Source organism: Roseateles flavus (genome assembly GCF_039872765.1).
GTDB classification, from domain to species: domain Bacteria; phylum Pseudomonadota; class Gammaproteobacteria; order Burkholderiales; family Burkholderiaceae_C; genus Roseateles_B; species Roseateles_B flavus.
Genome location: NZ_JBDPZC010000007.1, coordinates 137,354 through 156,933, shown reverse-complemented (window position 1 = coordinate 156,933; position 19,580 = coordinate 137,354). Strand labels below are relative to the sequence as shown.

Annotated in this window: 19 protein-coding genes and 1 pseudogene; 9 read left to right on the top strand and 11 right to left on the bottom strand. The window is 71.3% G+C overall.

Annotated features, from left to right (window positions below; all coding sequences use genetic code 11):
- Positions 1–7: 7 nt before the first annotated feature.
- The 3 genes from ABDJ40_RS15815 to ABDJ40_RS15805 all read right to left on the bottom strand — a co-directional run bounded on the left by ABDJ40_RS15815 (position 8) and on the right by ABDJ40_RS15805 (position 3,387).
- A complete protein-coding gene (locus tag ABDJ40_RS15815) occupies positions 8–1,780 on the bottom strand; it encodes a DUF1800 domain-containing protein (protein WP_347611329.1) in 1,773 nt (590 codons plus the stop codon).
- A 259-nt stretch (positions 1,781–2,039) separates the two neighbouring features.
- Entirely contained in the window at positions 2,040–2,678 is a 639-nt protein-coding gene (locus ABDJ40_RS15810) for a CoA transferase subunit B (RefSeq protein ID WP_347611327.1), read from the bottom strand.
- A 10-nt stretch (positions 2,679–2,688) separates the two neighbouring features.
- Complete coding sequence (locus tag ABDJ40_RS15805) at positions 2,689–3,387, bottom strand: CoA transferase subunit A (protein WP_347611325.1); 699 nt, start codon at positions 3,385–3,387, stop codon at positions 2,689–2,691.
- A gap of 116 nt (positions 3,388–3,503) precedes the next feature.
- On the opposite strand from ABDJ40_RS15805, the gene ABDJ40_RS15800 reads away from it, so the two are divergent.
- Together ABDJ40_RS15800 and ABDJ40_RS15795 are read left to right on the top strand one after the other, a co-directional pair.
- On the top strand, positions 3,504–3,905 hold the full coding sequence (locus ABDJ40_RS15800) for a PaaI family thioesterase (protein ID WP_347611323.1): 402 nt from the start codon (positions 3,504–3,506) through the stop codon (positions 3,903–3,905).
- A gap of 10 nt (positions 3,906–3,915) precedes the next feature.
- A complete protein-coding gene (locus tag ABDJ40_RS15795) occupies positions 3,916–4,470 on the top strand; it encodes a LuxR C-terminal-related transcriptional regulator (protein WP_347611321.1) in 555 nt (184 codons plus the stop codon).
- 23 nt (positions 4,471–4,493) lie between these two features.
- Here ABDJ40_RS15795 and ABDJ40_RS15790 read toward each other — a convergent pair whose 3' ends face one another.
- Both ABDJ40_RS15790 and ABDJ40_RS15785 read right to left on the bottom strand, forming a co-directional pair.
- On the bottom strand, positions 4,494–4,751 hold the full coding sequence (locus tag ABDJ40_RS15790; RefSeq protein WP_347611319.1) for a DUF2789 family protein: 258 nt from the start codon (positions 4,749–4,751) through the stop codon (positions 4,494–4,496).
- A gap of 135 nt (positions 4,752–4,886) precedes the next feature.
- Positions 4,887–7,565, bottom strand: coding sequence for an ATP-binding cassette domain-containing protein (locus ABDJ40_RS15785; RefSeq protein WP_347611317.1), 2,679 nt, complete (start codon positions 7,563–7,565; stop codon positions 4,887–4,889).
- 122 nt (positions 7,566–7,687) lie between these two features.
- Here ABDJ40_RS15785 and ABDJ40_RS15780 point away from each other — a divergent pair, with 122 nt between their 5' ends.
- Positions 7,688–8,182 carry a CBS domain-containing protein gene (locus tag ABDJ40_RS15780; RefSeq protein WP_347611315.1) on the top strand — a complete coding sequence of 165 codons (495 nt, stop codon included), beginning with the start codon at positions 7,688–7,690 and terminating at the stop codon, positions 8,180–8,182.
- Between the two features lie 39 nt (positions 8,183–8,221).
- Here the strand turns inward: ABDJ40_RS15780 and ABDJ40_RS15775 are convergent, their stop codons facing one another.
- The gene (locus ABDJ40_RS15775) at positions 8,222–8,749 is read right to left on the bottom strand and encodes a hypothetical protein (protein WP_347611313.1); all 528 of its coding nucleotides are present in this window, start codon (positions 8,747–8,749) and stop codon (positions 8,222–8,224) included.
- Between the two features lie 201 nt (positions 8,750–8,950).
- On the opposite strand from ABDJ40_RS15775, the gene ABDJ40_RS15770 reads away from it, so the two are divergent.
- Complete coding sequence (locus tag ABDJ40_RS15770; protein WP_347611311.1) at positions 8,951–9,568, top strand: hemerythrin domain-containing protein; 618 nt, start codon at positions 8,951–8,953, stop codon at positions 9,566–9,568.
- Positions 9,569–9,699: 131 nt separating this feature from the next.
- Here ABDJ40_RS15770 and ABDJ40_RS15765 read toward each other — a convergent pair whose 3' ends face one another.
- Positions 9,700–10,149 (bottom strand): hypothetical protein, encoded by a 450-nt coding sequence (locus ABDJ40_RS15765; protein ID WP_347611309.1) that lies wholly within the window; start codon positions 10,147–10,149, stop codon positions 9,700–9,702.
- Positions 10,150–10,343: 194 nt separating this feature from the next.
- Between ABDJ40_RS15765 and glf the strand changes: the two genes are divergently transcribed.
- Entirely contained in the window at positions 10,344–11,504 is a 1,161-nt protein-coding gene (glf, locus tag ABDJ40_RS15760; protein WP_347611307.1) for a UDP-galactopyranose mutase, read from the top strand.
- 135 nt (positions 11,505–11,639) lie between these two features.
- Here the strand turns inward: glf and ABDJ40_RS15755 are convergent, their stop codons facing one another.
- The gene (locus tag ABDJ40_RS15755) at positions 11,640–12,542 is read right to left on the bottom strand and encodes a YihY/virulence factor BrkB family protein (protein WP_347611305.1); all 903 of its coding nucleotides are present in this window, start codon (positions 12,540–12,542) and stop codon (positions 11,640–11,642) included.
- Positions 12,543–12,634: 92 nt separating this feature from the next.
- On the opposite strand from ABDJ40_RS15755, the gene ABDJ40_RS15750 reads away from it, so the two are divergent.
- The gene (locus ABDJ40_RS15750) at positions 12,635–12,907 is read left to right on the top strand and encodes a GlsB/YeaQ/YmgE family stress response membrane protein (RefSeq protein ID WP_347611506.1); all 273 of its coding nucleotides are present in this window, start codon (positions 12,635–12,637) and stop codon (positions 12,905–12,907) included.
- Positions 12,908–12,976: 69 nt separating this feature from the next.
- Here the strand turns inward: ABDJ40_RS15750 and ABDJ40_RS15745 are convergent.
- A pseudogene (locus ABDJ40_RS15745) lies at positions 12,977–14,176 on the bottom strand (cation:proton antiporter domain-containing protein); the annotation flags it as partial.
- 57 nt (positions 14,177–14,233) lie between these two features.
- Positions 14,234–15,751 carry a UDP-glucose dehydrogenase family protein gene (locus tag ABDJ40_RS15740; RefSeq protein ID WP_347611303.1) on the bottom strand — a complete coding sequence of 506 codons (1,518 nt, stop codon included), beginning with the start codon at positions 15,749–15,751 and terminating at the stop codon, positions 14,234–14,236.
- 121 nt (positions 15,752–15,872) lie between these two features.
- On the opposite strand from ABDJ40_RS15740, the gene ABDJ40_RS15735 reads away from it, so the two are divergent.
- From ABDJ40_RS15735 to ABDJ40_RS15725, 3 genes are all read left to right on the top strand, one after another.
- Positions 15,873–16,337, top strand: a complete 465-nt coding sequence (locus ABDJ40_RS15735; RefSeq protein ID WP_347611301.1) for a cysteine hydrolase family protein — start codon at positions 15,873–15,875, stop codon at positions 16,335–16,337.
- A 59-nt stretch (positions 16,338–16,396) separates the two neighbouring features.
- Positions 16,397–18,244, top strand: coding sequence for a carbamoyltransferase family protein (locus ABDJ40_RS15730; protein WP_347611299.1), 1,848 nt, complete (start codon positions 16,397–16,399; stop codon positions 18,242–18,244).
- Between the two features lie 419 nt (positions 18,245–18,663).
- Positions 18,664–19,329: a YiaD family glycine zipper/OmpA-like lipoprotein gene (locus tag ABDJ40_RS15725; RefSeq protein WP_347611297.1), complete on the top strand. Its 666-nt coding sequence runs from the start codon at positions 18,664–18,666 to the stop codon at positions 19,327–19,329.
- A 7-nt stretch (positions 19,330–19,336) separates the two neighbouring features.
- Here the strand turns inward: ABDJ40_RS15725 and ABDJ40_RS15720 are convergent, their stop codons facing one another.
- Positions 19,337–19,522 (bottom strand): DUF6496 domain-containing protein, encoded by a 186-nt coding sequence (locus tag ABDJ40_RS15720; protein ID WP_347611294.1) that lies wholly within the window; start codon positions 19,520–19,522, stop codon positions 19,337–19,339.
- Between the last annotated feature and the right edge of the window lie 58 nt (positions 19,523–19,580).

The window sequence follows — 19,580 nt, the reverse complement described above, 5'->3', positions numbered from 1 at the left end:
TCGCTCCTCACTTCTGGATCAGGTACTCGGGGCAGGCCATCAGCATCAGCACCGTGGCTCGCACGCGGTTGAGGCGCCCGGCATCGTTGGCCACGTTGCTGGCCGCGATGGCGCCGATGGCGTTGGCGATGAGGGCTTGTGTGTTGCCGCTGATGGTGTCACCGCCCAGCAGCAGCGCCAGCTGGGCCACGAGCTTGGGCGGGTCAAGCGCCAGGGCGTCGAAGGCGGTGTAGACGGGCTTGAGCTCGCCGATGCCATTGGCGATCACGCCCTGCATGAAGTTGAGGTAGCCCGCCACCGTGCTCTCGTTGAGCAGCTGGAACTCGGGCGCGGTGACCTTGTTGTCCCCCAGCACGGAGTTGGGCGGCACGTAGCCGGGGCGGAAGAAGTTGAAGACCGAGGGGCTGTGCAGCGGGCTCTGGCCCAGGCGGTTGGCCGGGTTGCTGAGGTCGCCGATGTTCCACAGCTCCGTCGGTGAGGTCAGCCCGGCCAGGCGGGCCCACTGCACGAAGCGCTGCACGGGCTCACGCAGCTTGCCGACGTCCGGGCCGCCGCCGGGCGAGCGGGCCTCGCTGTCCAGCAGGATGGCCTTGAGCACGGCCTTCATGTCGCCGCGCTGGCCCTGGCCGTTGTTGTTGAAGACGGTGGCCACGCGCTGCACATAGGCCGGGCTCGGGTTGGAGCAGACCAGGCGCTGGATCAGCTGGCGCGAGATGAAGGGCGCGGTGTTGGCATGGTTGGCCAGGGTGTCCAGCACGATCTTCAGCGCCGCCGGGCCGTCGGCGGTCTCGGGAATGCTGACGTTGAGCACCCGCTTCGGGCCAGTCGAGAAGCGGGTCGCGATGTTGACCATGGGCTTGCGCATGAAGCTGGGGTCGTCGGCATTGGCGCCGTCGAATTCCCAGCCGGTCAGCACCTTGGCCAGCTCGGTGATCTCGGCCTGCCCGTAAGTCTCCATGGGCTTGCCGCCGTTGAGCTTGAGGCTGCCGTCGAGGTTGAGCTGGTACAGGCCGATGCTGAAGAGCTGCATCACCTCGCGGGCGTAGTTCTCGTCGGGCACGCGGCCGGTCTTGGTGTTCTCCTTCTGGTTGCCGCGCATGTTCAGGTAGACGCCCATGGCGTTGGAGAGCGTCACCCCCTCCAGCAGCTCCCGGTAGCTGGTGAAGGCCTTGGCCTCCAGCATGTCCAGGTAGCTGGCGACGGCCATGCCGCGCCAGGCCACCGGGATGCCGGCCATGGAGACCACAAAGATCTCACTGAGGGCCAGCACCACGCGCTGGCGCAGGGCGTCGGGCGAGCTGATCAGCTTGCGCCAGATGGTGTTGTCCACGCCGCGGAAGTCGTTGCGGAAGTCCACGCCGCCGTAGCCCTTGGCGATCATCCAGTCGAAGTGGCTCTGGCTGAGGGGCTTGGCGAACTCGGCGTCCAGCCAGGCGGCGTAGCCCTGGGTCTTGACGGTGGCAATGGCCTCGGGCGTGGCATTGAAGCCCGCCTGGGTCAGGAAGCGGGCGGCGCTGGCGTCAGTGGGCTGGGCGGGCGGGGGCGCGGGGACGGGGGTCGGGACCGGCGTGGGGGTGGGCGTCGGGGTCGGGCTGGGCGAGGGTGAGGCGCTGTCCCCACCACCGCCACCACAGGCTGCCAGCGGCAGGGCGGCAGCCAGGGCCGCCACGCCGGGCCAGGCAGCGGTCCTGGGCTCGCCGGCGGGCGGTGCCTCGATGGCGGCAGCATCAGCAGTGGGGCGGAGGGCGGGCTCGGCGTCGGCGAGGTCGATGGCGCTCATGGCAGGCTCCAGGCAGCGTGAGGAAAAACGGAATCCGCGCAGCCTAGGGCATCAAACTGTCCGCCATGCGAATTGCCACAGCAATGTCGCAAGCATTCGTTAACGACGCCGAGGGGCACGGCGCCCGTTGTTGTCAACGCTGACAAGGACTTGCGCGACAGACCGCCGTCGGCGTCTTGACGCATCTTTACCTGGCCGCGACTCCCCATGAAAAAAGCCGACGCGAGGTCGGCTCTTCAAGGCGGGACGCTTCCCAGGCTCAGATCAGCGGCACGCCGGTCTTGCTCTGCACGAACTCGCGCGTCACGCCCTCGGCCAGCTCGACGAGCTTCAGGCCCTCGGGCGTCACGTCCATCACGGCCAGGTCGGTGATGATGCGGTTGACCACGCCCTTGCCGGTCAGCGGCAGGGTGCACTGGGGCAGGATCTTCATGTCCTCGGTGCCGTCTTTCTTGCGGGCCACGTGCTCCATCAGCACGATCACGCGCTTGACGCCGGCCACCAGGTCCATGGCGCCGCCCATGCCCTTGACCATCTTGCCGGGGATCATCCAGTTGGCCAGGTCGCCCTGGGCGGTCACCTGCATGGCGCCCAGGATGGACAGGTTGATCTTGCCGCCGCGGATCATCGCGAAGGAGTCATGGCTGCCGAAGATGGACGAGCCGGGGATGGTGGTGACGGTCTGCTTGCCGGCATTGATCAGGTCGGCGTCGACCTCCTCTTCCGTCGGGAAGGGGCCGATGCCCAGCATGCCGTTCTCGCTCTGCAGCCAGACGTCCATGTGCGCGGGCACGTGGTTGGCCACCAGGGTCGGGATGCCGATGCCGAGGTTCACGTAGAAGCCGTCTTGCAGTTCCTGGGCAGCGCGGGCTGCCATTTGGTCTTGGGTCCAGGCCATGGTCGTCTCCTCAGGCAGTACGGGTCGTGCGCTTCTCGATGCGCTTCTCGGGATTCGGGTTGTGCACGATGCGGTGCACATAGATGCCCGGAAGGTGGATGGCGTCCGGATCGAGCTCGCCGATCTCCACGACCTGCTCCACCTCCACCACGGTGATCTTGCCGGCCATGGCGGCGGCCGGATTGAAGTTGCGGGCGGTGCGGCGGAACACGAGGTTGCCGCTCTTGTCGGCGATGTGGGCCTTGACCAGGGACACCTCGGGCACCAGGGCGCGCTCCATGACATAGGTCTGGCCGTCGAACTCGCGCAGCTCCTTGCCCTCGGCCACGATGGTGCCCACGCCGGTGCGGGTGAAGAAGGCGGGGATGCCGGCGCCACCGGCGCGCAGCTTCTCGGCCAGGGTGCCTTGCGGCGTGAATTCCAGCTCCAGCTCGCCGGCCAGGTACTGGCGCTCGAACTCCTTGTTCTCGCCCACGTAGCTGGAGATCATCTTCCTGATCTGGCGCGTTTCCAGCAGCTGGCCCAGGCCGAAGCCGTCCACGCCGGCGTTGTTGGAGGTGACGGTGAGGTTCTTGACGCCGCTGTCACGCAGGGCGGCGATCAGGGCTTCGGGAATGCCGCACAGACCGAAACCGCCCACGGCCAGCAACTGGCCGTCCTTGACGATGCCGTCCAGGGCCGCGGCGGCGCTGGGGTAAAGCTTGTTCATCGGGATCTCCTGGTGGAAAGGCGTGCCGCAGTCCGCGGCCACAGCGCCGAAGCGTACTACGTATGCCTTTACGTAGTCGTTACGTAGAATTGACTATCGCCCCCCAAGGAAACCCCATGAACGCTGATGCGCTGCAAGCCGCCATCCCAGAGATCTTCGCGCCCTGGATCGCGCAGATGGGCCTGGAGGTGCAGTCCAGCGAGCCCGGTCTCGTGAGCTTGCGCCTGCCCATCAAGCCGGACTTCGTGCACGTGGGGGGCGTCATGTGCGGTCAGACCGCCATGGCCGCGGCCGACACCGCCATGGTGCTGGCCATGATGAGCCAGTTGGGCGCCTTCAAGCCCATGACCACGGTGCAGCTGCAGACCAGCTTCCTGCGCCCCCTGAGCGGCAGCCATGCCACGGTGCAGGCCCGGGTGCTGCGCAGCGGCAAGAGCCTGGCCTTCGGCAGCATCGACATCCTGGACGAGCAGGGCCGACTGGCCGTGCAGGCCACCACCACCTACGCCCTGCTCTGACGCGCCGGCCATGACGCTGGACTACCGCATCGCCTTCCACCAGGCGCCCGTGGGTCTGATGCTGTCGGAGCGGCGGCTCATCCGCGACTGCAACGAGCAGGCCCTGGCCATCTTCGGCGCCACGCGCGAGCAGCTGATCGGCCAGAGCTTCGCCCTGCTCTACCCCAGCCCGGACGAGTTCGAACGCATGGGCGAGCGCATCGCCGCCAGCCTGGACGCCCGCGGCTACTACGCCGACGACCGGGTGATGAAGCGCGTGGGCGGCCCCACCCAGGGCGAGCTCTTCTGGTGCCACGTGGCCGGCCGGGCCCTGCGGCCCGAGGAGCCGCATGCCCAGGGCATCTGGAGCTTCGAGGACCTCTCCGCCCGCCGCCGCATCACGGGCGACCTGACCCCGCGCGAGCGCGAGATCGCCGCCCTGCTCATCGAGGGGCTGACCAGCAAGCTGATCGGCAAGCGCCTGGACATCAGCCCGCGCACGGTGGACGTCTACCGCGCCCGGCTGATGAAGAAGTACCAGGCCGCCACCACCCCGGAGCTGGTGCACAAGCTGCTGCAGGGCTGAGCTCGGGCGGCTCCACTCGGGCTTCACTCGATATCGCCGGGCACATACTCCTCGCGCAGCGCGTTGCTGAGCTGATCCACCAGCTGCGCCCAGTCAGCGTTGGCCGACAGCTCCTCGCGCAGAAGCCGGGCCTGGGCGGGCGTCCAGAACGGCGCCTCGTCGATGCGCAGGGCGGGGTCCAGGGGCGAGTGCTGCCAGATGAAATGCCGGATCTCCTCCGGATGATCCGGCAGGCCCAGCTGGGCGAACAGGTCCGAGAAGCGGTGGTTCATCAGGTTCATGGGCGGGGCCTCCGTATGCGCTGCAGTGGCAGGCCTGCCGCCTGAAATGCCGGGCCTTCCGCGGCGACGGCGCCTGCCCGGGGGGGTGCGGCACACGGCGTGCCAGGCTCCAGGCCCGGCCCGGTCGGCCGCCGCTCAGGCCTGCGGGCGCACCAGCTGGCGCAGCACCCGCAGCAGCTCCTGGGGCATCACCGGCTTGGCCAGGTGGCGCTGGAAGCCGGCGGCCAGCGCGCGCAGACGGTCCTCGGGCTGGGCCATGCCGGTGAGGGCCACCGCGGGCAGGCGCCGGGCCAGCGGCGTGTCCCGCTGCGCCTCCAGGCTGCGGATGCTGCGGGCCACGGCATGGCCGTCCTCCTGGCCCAGCACGATGTCGCAGATCAGCGCATCGGGCCAGTGCGCGCTGTCGCGGGCGCTCAGGCGCTGCAGGGCCTCCGGTCCGCTGCCCACCGCCTCCACCTGGGCGCCCTCGCCTTCCAGCAACGCCGCCAGCGAGGCCAGGGCGTCCTCATCGTCGTCGATACACATCAGGCGCATGCCGTGCAGGCCCGGCCCGGCGCCCAGGAGCGGGGAGGCCTCGGGCGTCGGCAGCTCCGCGGTCGCCGACCAGGGGCGCGCCGCGTCTGCCGCGAGCACCGGCAGCGCGAAGGCCACCTGCACGCTGAGGTCGGACGGCGAGTCGCGCTGCAGCAGCAGGCGCCCGCCGGCCTCGTCCACCAGCGTGCGCAGCTCCAGGGTGTCCGGCGCCTCGTGGGACTCGGGCAGGCCATGGCTGGTCAGCGCCAGCCGGCTGCTGAGGGCCTCGCGCGAGAGACGGGCCTCCATGCGCCCGCCCGCCGCGGCCTGCAGAGCCAGCTCGCAGACCAGCTGCACGATGCGCGCCATCTGGCTGGCGTCGCCCATCACGCGGGCCACGCTCATGTCGATGCTGGTGAAGAGCTCGGTACGCTGGGCGTCGAGCTGACCGTGCAGGCTGTCCAGCGCCAGGATCAGCAGACCCGCCAGGTTCACCGGATGCTGGCTCAGGCGGCGAGCCAGGGTCTGCGCCTGCTCCTCCTGGCGCTGCAGGGTCCACAGCTGGGCGTAGAGCCCGCCGCGCTCCAGCAGGGTGGCATGGCCGCCCTGCTCGACGATGCGGCCACGGTCCATCACCACGATCTGGTCGGCGTCCACGACGGTGGACAGACGGTGGGCGATGATCAGCGCCGTGCGCTGCCGGGCCGCCTGGTCCAGGGCGGCCTGGATGGCGCGCTCGGAGCGGGTGTCCAGGGCCGAGGTGGCCTCGTCCAGCACCATGATGGGCGGGTTCTTCAGCAGCGCACGGGCGATGGCGATGCGCTGACGCTCCCCGCCCGAGAGCCGCGCCCCGCGCTCGCCCACCACCGTCTCGTAACCCTCGGGCAGGAGCTGGATGAAGGCGTCCGCCTGCGCCGCACGGGCGGCGGCCTCCACCTCCGCGCGGCTGGCCTCTGGCCGGCCGTAGGCGATGTTGTAGGCGATGCTGTCATTGAAGAGCAGCGGCTCCTGCGGCACCAGGCCGATGGCGTCGCGCAGGCTCTGCAGCGTCACCTCCGGCAGGCCCTGCCCGCCGATGCTGATGCGGCCCGCGTCCGGCTCGTACAGGCGCATCAGCAGCCGTGCCAGCGTGGACTTGCCGGAACCGCTGCTGCCGACCACGGCGAAGCGCTGGCCGTGCGGGATCTCCAGCGAGAGCTCATGCACCACCTGGCGCTGCGGCTCGTAGCTGAAGTCGACGCGCTCGAAGCGCAGCGTGGTGTCCTGCAGGCGCAGCGGGCGGGCCTGCGGGCTGTCGCGGATCTCGACCTCCTGGCGCAGCAGGGCGAAGAGCTGCTCGGCATTGAGCAGGGCGTCCCGCGTCTCGCGGAAGACGAAGCCCAGGGTGTTGAGCGGCAGGAAGACCTGGATCAGGTAGGCGTTGACGAGGACCAGGTCCCCGATGCTCATGCGCCCGGCCAGGGTGTCGCGCCCCGCCAGCAGCATGGCCGCGCCCACACCCAGGGCGATCACCGCGCCCTGCCCCAGGTGCAGGGCGGTGAGGCGCCGCTGGCTGCGCACCGCGCCGTCCACCCACTGCGTGAGCACCTGCCGGTAGCGCGCGCGCTCGCCGGCCTCGCGCCCGTGCGCGCGGACGGCCTCATGGTTCAGCAAGGTGTCCACCAGCAGGTCGTGGGCGCGGCTGTCATGGCGGTTCATCTCGCGCTGGCTTTCGACGCGGGCCCGGGTCTTCCAGCTCGTCCAGCTCACATAGCCCATCAGCGTGGCGACGATGACCAGCAGGTAGCGGCTGCCGTAGTTGAGGCCGAGCACGCCCAGCACCGCCAGGAACTCGACCGCCGTCGGCAGCACGGTGAAGAGGCCCGCGCCCAGCAGATAGCCCAGGCCGTCGGTGCCCCGCTCCACCTCCCGCAGCAGGCTGCCCGTCTGGCGCCGCGCATGGAAGCGCGGGCTCAGGGCCAGCAGGTGGGCGAAGACGCGTTCGGCGTAGTCCCCCAGCACCTGCTTGCCCACGCGGGCGAAGACCAGGTCGCGCAGCTCGGTGAACAGGGTGGAGGCATAGCGCAGCAGCGCGTAGGCCAGCAGCAGCCAGGCCGGCAGGGCCAGCGCGCCCGCAGGCGTGAAGCCCGGCGTCAGCGCATCCACCACCGCCTTCAGCAGACCCGGCACCCCCACGGCGGCGAGCCGGGACAGCAGCAGCAGGGCCAGCGCCAGCAGCACGCGGCCGCGCCAGGGCCGCAGCACGCGCCAGAGCTCGGGCAGCATCCGGCGGGCCAGGGGGTGGGCGGGGTGCGCATCCATCGGCGCGCGGACGCAATCGACATGCCCGCGCCCGCGCGGCAAGAACTGCAGAAAAAATGCGCCGTGCGCGCGGCCCGGGCACGGTGCTTGCTACCTGGGCTCATCCTAGCCAAGGAGGACCCATGACCCAAGCCGCCGAGATCATGACGACGGATCCCATCACCATCGCCCCACGTGAGACCCTGCAGCGCGCCGCGCAGCTGATGGACGAGTTCAACGTCGGCGCCCTGCCGGTCTGCGAGAACGGGCAGTTGCTGGGCGTCATCACCGACCGCGACATCGCCGTGCGCGCCGTGGCCGTGGGCCAGGACCCCACCGAGACCCGTGTGGACGAGGTGATGAGCGACAAGGTGCACGCCTGCACCGGCGATTCCGACGTGGGCGAGGTGCTCACCGAGATGGCCCGGGTGCAGATCCGCCGTCTGATGGTGCTGGACCAGGCCCAGCGCCTGGTGGGCGTCATCTCGCTGGGCGACTTCGCGCTGCGGGACCCGGCCGGCGTGGAGGCCACGCTGCGTTGCATCTCGATGCCAGGCCGGCCTGAGCGGTCGGAGCGGCCGGAGCGGCCGGAGCGCGGACCGCAGGCAAGACCTGACCCCGCCGTGAGCCTCCCCTGACCCGGCAAGGGCGGCTGCAAGTGAGGCTCGCAGGCGGGCTCAGATCGCCGCGTGCCGGCCCTGCAGGGCCTGCCACTGCGCCTCGACGTAGCGCGCGTCCTCCGCGCTGCGGGGCTTGAGGCTCAGCAGAATGCCCCCCTCGCGCAGGCCGGACTCATAGGCCTTGACGCGCTCCTCCGGAATGCTCCAGCCGATCAGCGCGCCCACCAGGCCGCCCGCCGTGCCGCCCAGGCCCGCGCCGGCCAGCGCGGCGGCCAGCGGCCCGGCGATCACCACACCGAGTCCGGGGATGGCCAGGGTGGTGCCGGCCGCTGCAATGGCGGCGGCGATGGCGCCGAGGGCCCCGCCGATGCTGGCGCCCACGCCCGTGCCTTCCGCCGCCTTGGTGCCGAGCTCGGTGGTCTGCCCGCCCGCGGTGGTGAAGTGGCGGTGGCGGGTCTCGTCTGACATCAGCACGCTGACGTCTTCACGCCGGTAGCCGCGGTCCATGACCTGCTGGTAGGCGCGCTCGGCGCTCTCGCGGTCGGGGAACAGCGCGGTGACATGAGGAAGGGTGGGGTCTGCCATGGTGCGTATCTCCTTGGATGCGAGCCCGAAGGCCCGGCGGGGGTGTGCGGCCCGCGCGATCAACGGGCGGGCCCGTTCCCCTCCTGGCAAGCGCCGGGCCCAGCAGGAGGCCCCGGTGCTTGCCGCCACCCTTACCGGGCCGCCCCAGGCATCCCGGCATGGCGATTGCCTGCATGGCGCCACCCTGTTCCCGGAGGCCCTATGCCCACACCGCAATCCGTATCCAGCCGCACCGCCCGCAAGTCCGGCCGCCCGGCTTCGAAGGCGCGCAACGAGCTGCTCGCCGAGCTGAAGGACGACCACCAGCGCGTCAAGAAGGCCTACAGCAAGTACCGCCGGCTGGATGCACAGGAAGATGCCGAGACTCGCCAGGAACTGGTGCAGCTGATTCTTGACGAGCTGAGCGTGCATGCCCGGCTCGAGGAAGAGCTGCTCTATCCCGCCGCGAAGGAGGAACTGGCCGACTGCAGCCAGATCGACGAGGCCGAGGTGGAGCACGAGATGCTGCACCTCCTGATCGGCCAGCTGCGCGAGCTCGACCCCGAGGACGAAGCCCAAGAGGCCCAGCAGCAGGCGCGCTTCACCGTGCTGTGCGAGTACACCCTGCACCATGTGAAGGAGGAAGAGCGCGATATGTTCCCTCAGCTCATGAAGGCCAAGCTGGACTGGCTGGGACTGGCACGCGACTTCAAGGCGCGGCGTGCCGAACTCAAGGGCGAGTCGCCGGACCAGGGAGACCCGCGGGGCGCGCGGGGTCGCCAGGCCGGGGACGACACCGGTGATGACGAGGAGGCCATGGCCTCGTCCGGCGAGGCGTAGAAGGAGGCCGCAGGCCGGCTCGCAAGGCGCCCAAGGCACCGCGACGGCCCGGCCTCCCGCTGAGCCACCCGGCCAGGCAGCCCGCGCGGGGCGGCCTGGCCGCTTCAATGCAGCTTCAAGGCCACGCGGGCTCAGCGGTTCAGCCGCCCCAGCAGCATGCCGAAGGCGGCGGCCAGGGCCACCGCGGTCACCGGATGCTCGCGCACGGTGCAGCGCAGGCTCTCGGCCCATTCCTCGCCGTCCTCGCGCACGAGGTGGGCCTGGCGCCGCAGGGTGCCGCGGGTGGCGCTCACGCCGTCCTGCAGGCGCTGCAGGCGCGGCGCGGCGACCTCGGCCAGCCGGTCGATGCCGGCATGCAGGCGTTCGACCCAGCGCTCCAGCGCCTCGGGGCCCTGGCGCTCGCCCCGATCGCCCGCCTCATGCCGGGACGGGCCCTGCCCAACGCCGGGGCTGAGCAGGTCCTCGCCCACCGACACGCTGCCGTGCGGCGCGCCGGCCGTTCCCGGGGGCGGCGATGAAGTGGACGGGGACGGGGAAGACGAAGACGCTGAAGACGGGACACTCGACGTGGACGATGCCATGGGTCACCTCCTGTGAAATTGCAGTGCAGGGAGCCACGGGCGCAGGGCCCGCGGCCGACGGGGTGAGGCCCGGGGGCAAATGGCGTGCCGGCTCGGCACCCGGGCTTGGCGCGCGCCACCAGCGCCTGGCGCAGGGCGTCTGAAGGGCCCCGCCCGCCCTGGCACTCAGGCATCGCGCTTGCCTGCAGTGCCCCATGCAAAGCTACCGACAGCGCTTCCCACTGCCACCCGCCGGCGCAGCGGGCTTCGATTACCTCATCGTCGGGGCCGGCTTCGCGGGCAGCGTGATGGCGGAGCGGCTGGCCAGCCAGGCCGGCCAGCGCGTGCTGGTGGTGGACCGCCGGCCGCATGCGGGCGGCAATGCCTGGGACCACTACAACGCCGACGGCCTGCTGGTCCACCCCTACGGACCGCACATCTTCCACACCAACTCGGCCGAGGTCTTCGCCTACCTCTCGCAGTTCACCCGGTGGCGCCCCTACCAGCATCGCGTCCTGGCCAGCGTGGACGGCCAGCTGCTGCCCATGCCCATCAACCTGGACACCATCAACCGGCTCTACGGCCTGCAGCTCAGCAGCGAGGAGGTCGAGGCCTTCTTCCAGCAGCGGGCCGAGGCGGTGCCGGCGGTGCGGACCTCCGAGGACGTGGTGGTCTCGCGCATCGGCCGCGAGCTCTACAACAAGTTCTTCCGTGGCTACACCCGCAAGCAGTGGGACCTGGACCCCTCGGAGCTGGATGCCAGCGTCACCGCCCGCGTGCCCGTACGCTGCAACCGCGACGGCCGCTACTTCACCGACACCTACCAGGCCATGCCCCTGCATGGCTACGCCGCGCTCTTCGACCGCCTGCTGGCGCACCCCAACATCCGGCTGATGCTCAACACCGACTACCGCGACATCGTCCACTGCGTGCCCTGGCGCCACATGATCTACACCGGGCCCATCGACACCTTCTTCGATCAGTGCTTCGGCGCCCTGCCCTACCGCAGCCTGCGCTTCGAGCACCAGACCCTGCCCCTGCCCCCCGGGCGCGAGCACCTGCAGCCCTGTGCCACCCTGAACTATCCGAACGACTACGCCTACACCCGCGTCACCGAGTTCAAGCACCTCACCGGCCAGCTGCATCCCGCCACGGCCGTGGTCTACGAATACCCGCAGGCCCAGGGCGATCCCTACTACCCGGTGCCCCGGCCCGAGAACACCGCCCTGTACCGGCGCTACGAGGCCGAGGCCGCGCAGCTGAAGGACGTCACCTTCATCGGCCGGCTGGCCACCTACAAGTACTACAACATGGACCAGGTGGTGGCTCAGGCGCTGAGCCAGTTCAAGCAGCTGCAGCGGCCTGGAACGCCATGAAGCGCCGCCAGCGCCCACAACAGGTGGCCCGGCGGCCCGCGCTGGCGGGCGCACCCCGCCCCGCGGCGCAGGCGCCCGTCGAGTCCCTCTCTGTGGCCGGCGAGGAAGACCCGGGCGCCGCGGTGGACACCCTGGTCAGCCCCGGGGCCCCGGTGCCGGGGGCGGGGCAGATGGCGGCGCAGGGGGTGCCCCCGCCGCCCGACGAAGCACCCCCGCGCGGCTGAACTCGGCGCCGTACAGGAAGATGAGCGCGGCGTAGTACACCCACAGCAGCAGCACCACCAGGGAGCCCGCGGCGCCGAAGGGCGAGGCCAGGCCGCTGTGCGCGATGTACAGCGCGATCAGGGACTTGCCCAGCGTGAACAGCAGGGCCGCCAGCGCCGCGCCGCCCAGCACATCGCGCCAGCGCAGCCGCACCTGCGGCACCCATTTGTAGATCATGCCGAACATGGCGCCCACCAGGAGCCAGCTGAGCCCGAAATCCAGGCCCTGGGCCAGGGGCAGCCACTGGCTGAGCCAGGGGTTCCAGCGCGCGCGCAGGGCCTCCAGCGCCGCGCTAGCCAGCAGCGAGACGATCAGCAAAAAGCCCAGGCTCAGCACCAGGCCCAGGGCCCGCAGCCGCGAGCGCAGGATCGTCCACAGCCCGCCGCGGCCTTCGTGCGAAAGGTGCCAGATGCGATCCATCGCGTTCTGCAACTCACCGAACACCGTGGTCGCGCCTACCAGCAGGCTCAGCACCCCCAGGGCCAGGCCCAGCAGCCCCGCCTCGGGCCGGTCCAGGCTGCTGAGCGTGGCGTCCAGCAGCCGCGCGATGTCGGCCCCGGCCAGGGCGCCGAACTGGCTGAGGATGGCCGCACGCGCGGCCTGCGCGCCGAAGACCAGGCCTGCCAGGGAGATCACGATCAGCAGCAGGGGCGTGATCGAGAACAGCGTGTAGAAGGACAGGGCCGCGCCCATGCTGGGGGCGTAGTCGTCCAGCCAGGCATTGGCGGCGCCGGCCAGGTCCCGCCACCCCGCGCGAGCCAGGCGAACGATCATGGCCGGCGCCCCTCGCGGCGGTCCCGCCCGATGGCACGAGGATTGCCAGAAACAGCCGCCTGGCCCCGTCGGGCCGTATAGGAGGGCATTTCATGGTCAATCTCATCGTGCTGCTCGTGATGGGCGGTCTGATCGGCTGGGTCGCCAGCCTGCTGATGCATACGGACGGGCAGCAGGGCATCCTGCTCAACGTCGTCGTGGGCATCGTGGGCGCCGCCATCGCCGGCATCTTCATCTCGCCCATCCTGGGCATTCCAACGATCAACCAGGGCGTCTTCAACATCGGGGCGCTGGCGGTCTCGCTGCTGGGTGCCGTCATTCTGCTGGCCATCGTCAACCTGCTGCGTCGCGGGCGTGCCCGCTGAGGCTTCCTCGGCGGGTACAGGCTGCCGCGGCCCCGGGCCGCGGCGCTGCCGATAGGCCGTCATCATGGGCGTCACCGAGACGCCATGCAGCAGGATGGAGAGGGCCACGCTCAGCAGCGTGGCCGCGATCAGGGTCTCGGCCACCGGCCCGGCCAGGCCTTTCTCCAGGGCCAGGCTCAGGTAGAACAGCGAGCCCAGGCCGCGGATGCCGAACCAGGCGAGCAGGCGGCGCTGCCCCGGCAGCAGCTCCTTCTCCCGCAGCAGCGGCAGCACCGACAACGGCCGCACCACCAGCACCAGCACCAGCGCGAAGGCCATCGTCCAGGCCGTGAGTCGCACGCTGTGCAGCGCCAGGCCCAGGGCCAGCACCGACACCGCCTCCACCAGGCGCTCCATGCGCGAGCCGAAGGCGTGAAAGCGCTCGGGCAGCGAGAAGCCGACATCGCCCGAGGTCTCACCCCGCAAGGCTTGCAGCAAGACCAGGCCGGTGCAGAAGACCACGAGAAAGGTCGAGGTGAAGGTCAGCCGGGCGAGGCCGCAGGCCAGGGCCACGGTGCCCGCGTAGAGCAGCTCGTCACGCAGCAGCAGCTCGCCCTGCAGCCAGCGCCGGCGCAGCAGCCGCCCCAGCAGCGTGCCCAGGCCCAGGCCCAGCAGGGCGCCGCCCGCCATGGGCCACAGCAGATCCTCCAGCCACCAGCGCGCGCTGCCCAGCGGACCGCCCACGCCCAGGGCATGCAGGCCCATCAGGCCCAGGGCCAGCATCACGGCGGGAGACACGGTGCTGTCGTTGAGCGCGCCCTCGGCCGTCAGGGCCAGGCGCAGCGCGTCCCGGTCGGTCTCGGAGCGGACCTGCACCTCCGAGGCCAGCACCGGGTCCGTGGGCGCCAGGATGCAGGCCAGCAGCAGCGCGGCCGGCCAGGGCAGGCCCAGCAGGTACACGCCCGCGACACCGCCCAGCAGCATGGCCAGCACCACGCCGGGGCCCGCCATCAGCAGGGCCAGCTTCCAGGGATGCAGCTGGGGCAGCACGCGCAGGCGCAGGCCCACGGCGAACAGCGACATCAGCAGGGCCAGCTCGGTGCCCAGGGCCAGGAGGGAGGCATGCCGGGTCCACAGGTCCATGGGCGGCGCCCCGAGGCTCAGGCCGGCCAGCCAGCCGGCCAGCAGGTAGACCACCGCCGCCGTCAGCGGCAGGCGCCGCAGCAGGCGATGGGAGAGCGCCAGTGCCAGCAGCACCCCGCCAAAGAGCAGCAGCAGCTGGGTCAACATCGCGGCGCTCCGCCCCGGAAATGCCACCAGACCGCCGCCATCGCCCGGGGCCCCGCCTCAGCTGGCCAGCCACGCGGCCCCGGCGTGGCCCGGTCGATGCGGCCAGGCGGTCCCCAGGGGCGTGGACCGGTCCTGCGTCAGGGGCCAGGCCTGCACCGGCGGCAGGGCCTGCGCGGTGGCGCGGCCGATGCCGCGGTGCTGCAGGCCGACCGCAGCCAGGCGCGCACCGTCCAGCGCATTGCGCCCGTCCAGCACCAGGGTGCCGCGCAGCCGGTCGCGCAGGGCCTCGGCCGGCAGCTCGGCGAACTGCGGCCAGTCGGTAACCAGCACCAGCACATCGGCCTGCTGCAACGCCTCAAGGGCGGAGCCCGCCAGATGCAGGCCGGGCAGCTCGCCCAGGGCCTCGCGCGCGGCCGGGCCGGCCATGGGATCGTAGGCCTGCACCTGCGCGCCGCGTGCGAGCAGGGCGCGCACCAAGGCCAGGGCGGGCGATTCCCGCACGTCGTCGGTGTGCGGCTTGAAGGCCAGGCCCCAGACGGCGATGCGGCGGCCGTCCAGCAGCTCGCCCAGCGCCTCGCAGACCCGCGTCTCCAGCAGGCCGACCATGCGCTCGTTGCTCGCCGCGATGGCATCCAGCATGGGCGTGGCCTGACCCAGGGCCGCGGCGCTGTGGCGCAGCGCGCGCAGATCCTTGGGCAGACAGGAGCCGCCGAAGCCGCAGCCGGCGCGCAGGAACTGAGCGCCGATGCGCGGATCGCGCCCCAGGCCCTCGCGCACCTGCTCGATGTCCGCCCCCAGGCCTTCGGCCAGCAGGGCCAGCTCGTTCATCAGGCTCAGGCGCGCGGCCAGCATGACATTGGCCGCGTACTTGCACAGCTCGGCGCTGCGCAGGTCCATGGCCAGGAAGGGGCGGCGGTCGGACAGCAGGGGCGCATGCAGCGCGCGCAGGGCCTCGAGCAGGCCGGCATCGTCGCTGCCGGCCACCACCCGCTCGGGCCGCAGGAAGTCCTGCACGGCCAGGCCTTCGCGCAGGAACTCGGGATTGGAGGCGATGCCCAGCGGCCAGGACACCCCGCGCAACGCCAACTGCTCGCGGATGCGCTGGCGCACCCGCTCGCCCGTGCCCACGGGCACCGTGCTCTTCATCACCACCTGGCGCGGCCCCGGCATGTGGCGGCCGATGGCGTCGGCCACCTGCATCACCTGTGCCAGCTCGGCCGCGCCGTCCGCTGCGGTGGGGGTGCCGACCGCGATGAACAGCAGCTCGCCGTGCGCCACCGCCTCCTCGGCCGAGCTGCTGAAGCGCAGGCGCCCGGCGCGCATCTGCTCCTGTACGAGTTCGCCCAGCATCGGTTCGTGAAAGGGCAGGCCGCCACGGCGCAGCTGGCGCACGCGCTCGGGCTGGCTGTCCACGCAGACCAGCTCGTGGCCCAGCCAGGCCAGGCAGGCGGCGGTGACCAGGCCCACATAGCCGGCCCCGAAAACGGCCAGACGCCGCGGCGCGGTCCGATCCGGCGGCCTGGCCTGCGGGCCCGGCTCCAGGTCCTGCGTCGGGCCCTGCATCGGGCCATTCATCAACTCCTCCATCGGCACTCCTGGCTGCGGGACGATGCCCCGCGGCGGCAGCCCGCATGCCCGGCCCCCCGTTGGCCTCGACGGCGACCAGGGTCTTCCGCGCCCCACCTCCCATGAAGCCATGAAGATCGCCGGCCAGCACCCCGCCCTGCCCCGTAGCGACGAGGTCCTGCTGCTGGTGGACGTCATCAGCAGCTTCCGCTTCCCCGGTGGTGCTGCCCTCGCGCGCCAGGCCCTGCCGGTGGCGCGGGCCATCCAGCGTCTCAAGCAGTCTCTGCAGGCCCGCGGCGTGCCGGCCATCCATGCCAATGACAACGAAGGCCGCTGGCACGCCCGCTTCGATGCCCTGCAGGTCCAGCACCGCACCCAGGACAAGCTTGCAGCAGAAATTGCGCAGCGCCTGGTGCTGGTGGGGCTGTCCACCGATTTCTGCATCCAGTTCACCGCGATGGACGCCTGTTTGCGGGGCTGCGCGCTGCACATTCCCGGCGACTGCACCGCCACGCTGGACCCGCGCCACAAACGCGCTTCGCTGGCCTACATGCGCCGCGTGCTGAAGGCGGACACACGCCGCAGCGGTGCGTGAGCACGGGCCCTTGGCATCGCGATTGCCAAGCTTCGCCGCCTTCACTGACGGAACTGCGCATGATCACCCTGGGACTGAACGCCTGCTTCCACGATCCCGCCGCCGCCCTGATGCGCGATGGCCAGCTCATCGCCGCGGCCGAGGAGGAGCGCTTCACCCGGATCAAGCACGGCAAGCGCCCCCTGCCCTTCACCGCCTGGGAGCTGCCCTGGCATGCCGTCGACTACTGCCTGGCCGAGGCCGGCATCACGCTGGCCGAGGTCGACCACGTGGCCTACAGCTTCAATCCGCAGCTCTTCATCGACGACCGCGCGCGTGACGGCGGCCTGCGCCTGCCGCTGGAGCCCTCGGCAGAGGACAAGGGTGACTGGGAGAGCCCCTGGGACCCGCTCTTCGCCAGCTATGTGAGCTGCGCGCCGCGCCTGCTGGTGGACGGCGTGCCGCACCATCTGCGGGCGCGCTTCGCGGGCGTGCGGCATGAGCAGGCGCCCTACGAGTGGCACTTCGTCGCCCACCATCTGTGCCACCAGGCCAGCGCCTTCCTGGCCTCGCCCTTCGAGCGCTGCGCCGTGATGACGCTGGACGGCCGCGGCGAGCGCTCCACCACCACCTACGGCCGCTACCACGACGAGCGCTACAGCACGCTGGGCGAGGTGCTGATGCCGCATTCACTGGGCCTGCTTTACGAGGCCGTCACCGCCCACCTGGGCTTTCTGCACTCCAGCGACGAATACAAGGTCATGGCCCTGGCCGCGCTGGGCACGCCGCGCTATGCCGGCCTGCTGCGCGAGCACCTGCGCACCGGCGAGCAGGGCCAGTACGAGCTGACGCCGCTGGACATGGAGCGCGCCTTCGGCCCTGCCCGCGGTCCCGGCGGCCGGCTGGACGAGCGCCAGCTGGACCTCGCCGCCTCGCTGCAGGACCTGCTGGAGGAGACCGTGCTGCAGCTGGCGCGCTGGCTGCGCGAGGCCAGCGGCGAGCGCTACCTCGCCATGGCCGGTGGCGTGGCGCTCAACTGCGTGATGAACGCGCGGCTGCGCGACAGCGGGCTCTTCGACGCCGTCTGGGTCCAGCCCGCGGCCGGCGACGCCGGCACCGCCCTGGGTGCGGCGCTGTGGGTGGATGCCCGCGAGCGCCAGCTGGAGGACGGCGCGGATTCGTCCCTGGACCGCCTTGCCAGCACGCTGGCCTCGGCCTCCGCGCCGGTCTACCCGCTGGCGCCGCGGCGCTGGCAGATGGAGCATGTCTACTACGGTCCCGGCTTCGAGGACCAGGAGATCGAGGCCCTGCTGCAGTGGGCCCGCCTGGACTACGAACCCCTGGACGACATCGCCGAACGCACGGCGGAACTGCTGGCGGCCAACCGCGTGGTGGGCTGGTTTCAGGGCCGCATGGAGTTCGGTCCGCGGGCCCTGGGGGCGCGCTCCATCCTGGCCTCGCCCATCGACCCGGCCATGCAGGCCCGCCTCAACGAGCTGAAGGACCGCGAGGACTTCCGCCCCGTGGCCCCCGCCGTGCCCCTGGAGGACTTCGCCGAGTGGTTCGAGCCCGCCCCGCTGGAAGACAAGGGCTCGCCCTTCATGCTCTTCATCCACCGCCTGCAGCCGGGTCGGCGCGAACGCATTCCCTCGGCCTGCCACACGGACCAGACCGCGCGGGTGCAGACCGTCAGCAGCGAGGGGCATCCGCTCTTGCACCGCCTGCTGAAGGCCTTCGAACGCCACAGCGGCGTGCCGGTGCTCATCAACACCTCCTTCAATGTGAGGGGCCAGCCCATCGTCTGCACGCCGCGCCATGCGCTGGAGGCTTTCTTCAGCACGCCGCTGGATGCCCTGGTGATCGGCCGCTTCCTGCTGATCAAGCCCGAGCTGCAGCAGCTTGCGCAGGCCGGCAGCCGCCAGCCATGAGGGCCCGGCACGGGGTTTGCCCCTGGAGGGCCATGGGAGCCGCTGGCGGCGCCCGGAGACGGAAAGCCGATGAATCCATCCAAGCACACGGAACTCGCCGGCATCGGCGGGCCACAGCAAGCAGCGCACCGGCGGGACAAGCCCGCTGGCGACCGGACGTCCCGGCAGCCCCTGGCCCCGGACGATCCCCGCAGCAGGCCGGCCGCGCCCGGCGGCGGAAGGGCCCCCGCGGGGTCGCCGGACCGGGGCAAGACCTGACCCCCGGCGCTCTGCTTGAACGACCTCCCCATGGGCGCCTCCCCGGCGCCCATTTGGCCCGGGCCGCCTCGGCCTGGGCCCTTTCTCTCCTCGGGTTCCACAGCGGCCTGTGGTGCCACTTCATGTCATGCGGCCCCGGCACGGGGCCAGGGAGACTAGCCATGCCTCAACTCCAGCAACACCAGTTCCTGCGCGGCAGCAGCCGCGTCTGCCTCATTGCCGCGGTCTGTGTCGCCACGGGCTGCGCCTCCATGGATGAAAGCAGCCGGCGCACGGCGACCGGCGCCGCGGTGGGCGCGACCGCGGGCGCGGTGCTGAGCTCCGTCACGGGCGGCAAGGCCGGCACCGGCGCCGTCATCGGCGGGGCCATCGGCGCTGTGGCCGGCCATGCCTGGTCGCGGCGCATGGAAGAAAAGCAGCGTGCCCTCGAACAGGCCAGCGCCGGCACCGGCGTGGAGGTCAGCCGCACCCAGGACAACCAGCTGCGCGTGCACGTGCCGGGCGACCTGTCCTTCGACACCGGCCGTGCCGACCTGCGGCCCTCCATGCGCCCCGTGCTGGACCAGTTCGCCCGCGAGTTCGGGACCGGCATGCAGGTCAACATCATCGGCCACACGGACAACAGCGGGAACGACGCGCTCAACCAGCCGCTGTCCCTGCAGCGCGCCGAGACCGTGCGGGACTATCTCGCCGCGCGCGGCGTGCCCAGCTCGCAAATGACGGTGGCCGGTCGCGGCTCGCGCGAGCCGCTGGCCGGCAATGACTCCGAGCAGGGCCGGGCGCGCAACCGGCGCGTCGAGATCCTGCTCAGCGAGCGCCCCAGCTGAGGCCGTCTCAGTGACGCGGCGGCGGATCAGGCACCTTGCCGCCGGCCTTGCGGGCCCGCGACAGGCCGATGGCAATGGCCTGCTTCGGGTCCGTCACCTTCTTGCCGCTGCGGCCGCTCCTGAGCTGGCCGTTCTTTTCTTCGTGCAGGGCCTTGGCCACTTCCTGCTGGGCCTTCTTGCCGTACTTCGCCATGGTCTGCTCCTGTGGCGCCACCTGGCACCGCTTCTGCCAGGGGCGGCAAGCGCCGTGC

What these genes read in the sequence shown, in the direction of transcription:
- ABDJ40_RS15815 (WP_347611329.1), bottom strand. Translation starts at nt 1,780, where the DNA reads ATGAGCGCCATCGACCTCGCCGACGCCGAGCCCGCCCTCCGCCCCACT.
- ABDJ40_RS15810 (WP_347611327.1), bottom strand. Translation starts at nt 2,678, where the DNA reads ATGGCCTGGACCCAAGACCAAATGGCAGCCCGCGCTGCCCAGGAACTG.
- ABDJ40_RS15805 (WP_347611325.1), bottom strand. Translation starts at nt 3,387, where the DNA reads ATGAACAAGCTTTACCCCAGCGCCGCCGCGGCCCTGGACGGCATCGTC.
- ABDJ40_RS15800 (WP_347611323.1), top strand. Translation starts at nt 3,504, where the DNA reads ATGAACGCTGATGCGCTGCAAGCCGCCATCCCAGAGATCTTCGCGCCC.
- ABDJ40_RS15795 (WP_347611321.1), top strand. Translation starts at nt 3,916, where the DNA reads ATGACGCTGGACTACCGCATCGCCTTCCACCAGGCGCCCGTGGGTCTG.
- ABDJ40_RS15790 (WP_347611319.1), bottom strand. Translation starts at nt 4,751, where the DNA reads ATGAACCTGATGAACCACCGCTTCTCGGACCTGTTCGCCCAGCTGGGC.
- ABDJ40_RS15785 (WP_347611317.1), bottom strand. Translation starts at nt 7,565, where the DNA reads ATGGATGCGCACCCCGCCCACCCCCTGGCCCGCCGGATGCTGCCCGAG.
- ABDJ40_RS15780 (WP_347611315.1), top strand. Translation starts at nt 7,688, where the DNA reads ATGACCCAAGCCGCCGAGATCATGACGACGGATCCCATCACCATCGCC.
- ABDJ40_RS15775 (WP_347611313.1), bottom strand. Translation starts at nt 8,749, where the DNA reads ATGGCAGACCCCACCCTTCCTCATGTCACCGCGCTGTTCCCCGACCGC.
- ABDJ40_RS15770 (WP_347611311.1), top strand. Translation starts at nt 8,951, where the DNA reads ATGCCCACACCGCAATCCGTATCCAGCCGCACCGCCCGCAAGTCCGGC.
- ABDJ40_RS15765 (WP_347611309.1), bottom strand. Translation starts at nt 10,149, where the DNA reads ATGGCATCGTCCACGTCGAGTGTCCCGTCTTCAGCGTCTTCGTCTTCC.
- glf (WP_347611307.1), top strand. Translation starts at nt 10,344, where the DNA reads ATGCAAAGCTACCGACAGCGCTTCCCACTGCCACCCGCCGGCGCAGCG.
- ABDJ40_RS15755 (WP_347611305.1), bottom strand. Translation starts at nt 12,542, where the DNA reads ATGATCGTTCGCCTGGCTCGCGCGGGGTGGCGGGACCTGGCCGGCGCC.
- ABDJ40_RS15750 (WP_347611506.1), top strand. Translation starts at nt 12,635, where the DNA reads ATGGTCAATCTCATCGTGCTGCTCGTGATGGGCGGTCTGATCGGCTGG.
- ABDJ40_RS15740 (WP_347611303.1), bottom strand. Translation starts at nt 15,751, where the DNA reads ATGAATGGCCCGATGCAGGGCCCGACGCAGGACCTGGAGCCGGGCCCG.
- ABDJ40_RS15735 (WP_347611301.1), top strand. Translation starts at nt 15,873, where the DNA reads ATGAAGATCGCCGGCCAGCACCCCGCCCTGCCCCGTAGCGACGAGGTC.
- ABDJ40_RS15730 (WP_347611299.1), top strand. Translation starts at nt 16,397, where the DNA reads ATGATCACCCTGGGACTGAACGCCTGCTTCCACGATCCCGCCGCCGCC.
- ABDJ40_RS15725 (WP_347611297.1), top strand. Translation starts at nt 18,664, where the DNA reads ATGCCTCAACTCCAGCAACACCAGTTCCTGCGCGGCAGCAGCCGCGTC.
- ABDJ40_RS15720 (WP_347611294.1), bottom strand. Translation starts at nt 19,522, where the DNA reads ATGGCGAAGTACGGCAAGAAGGCCCAGCAGGAAGTGGCCAAGGCCCTG.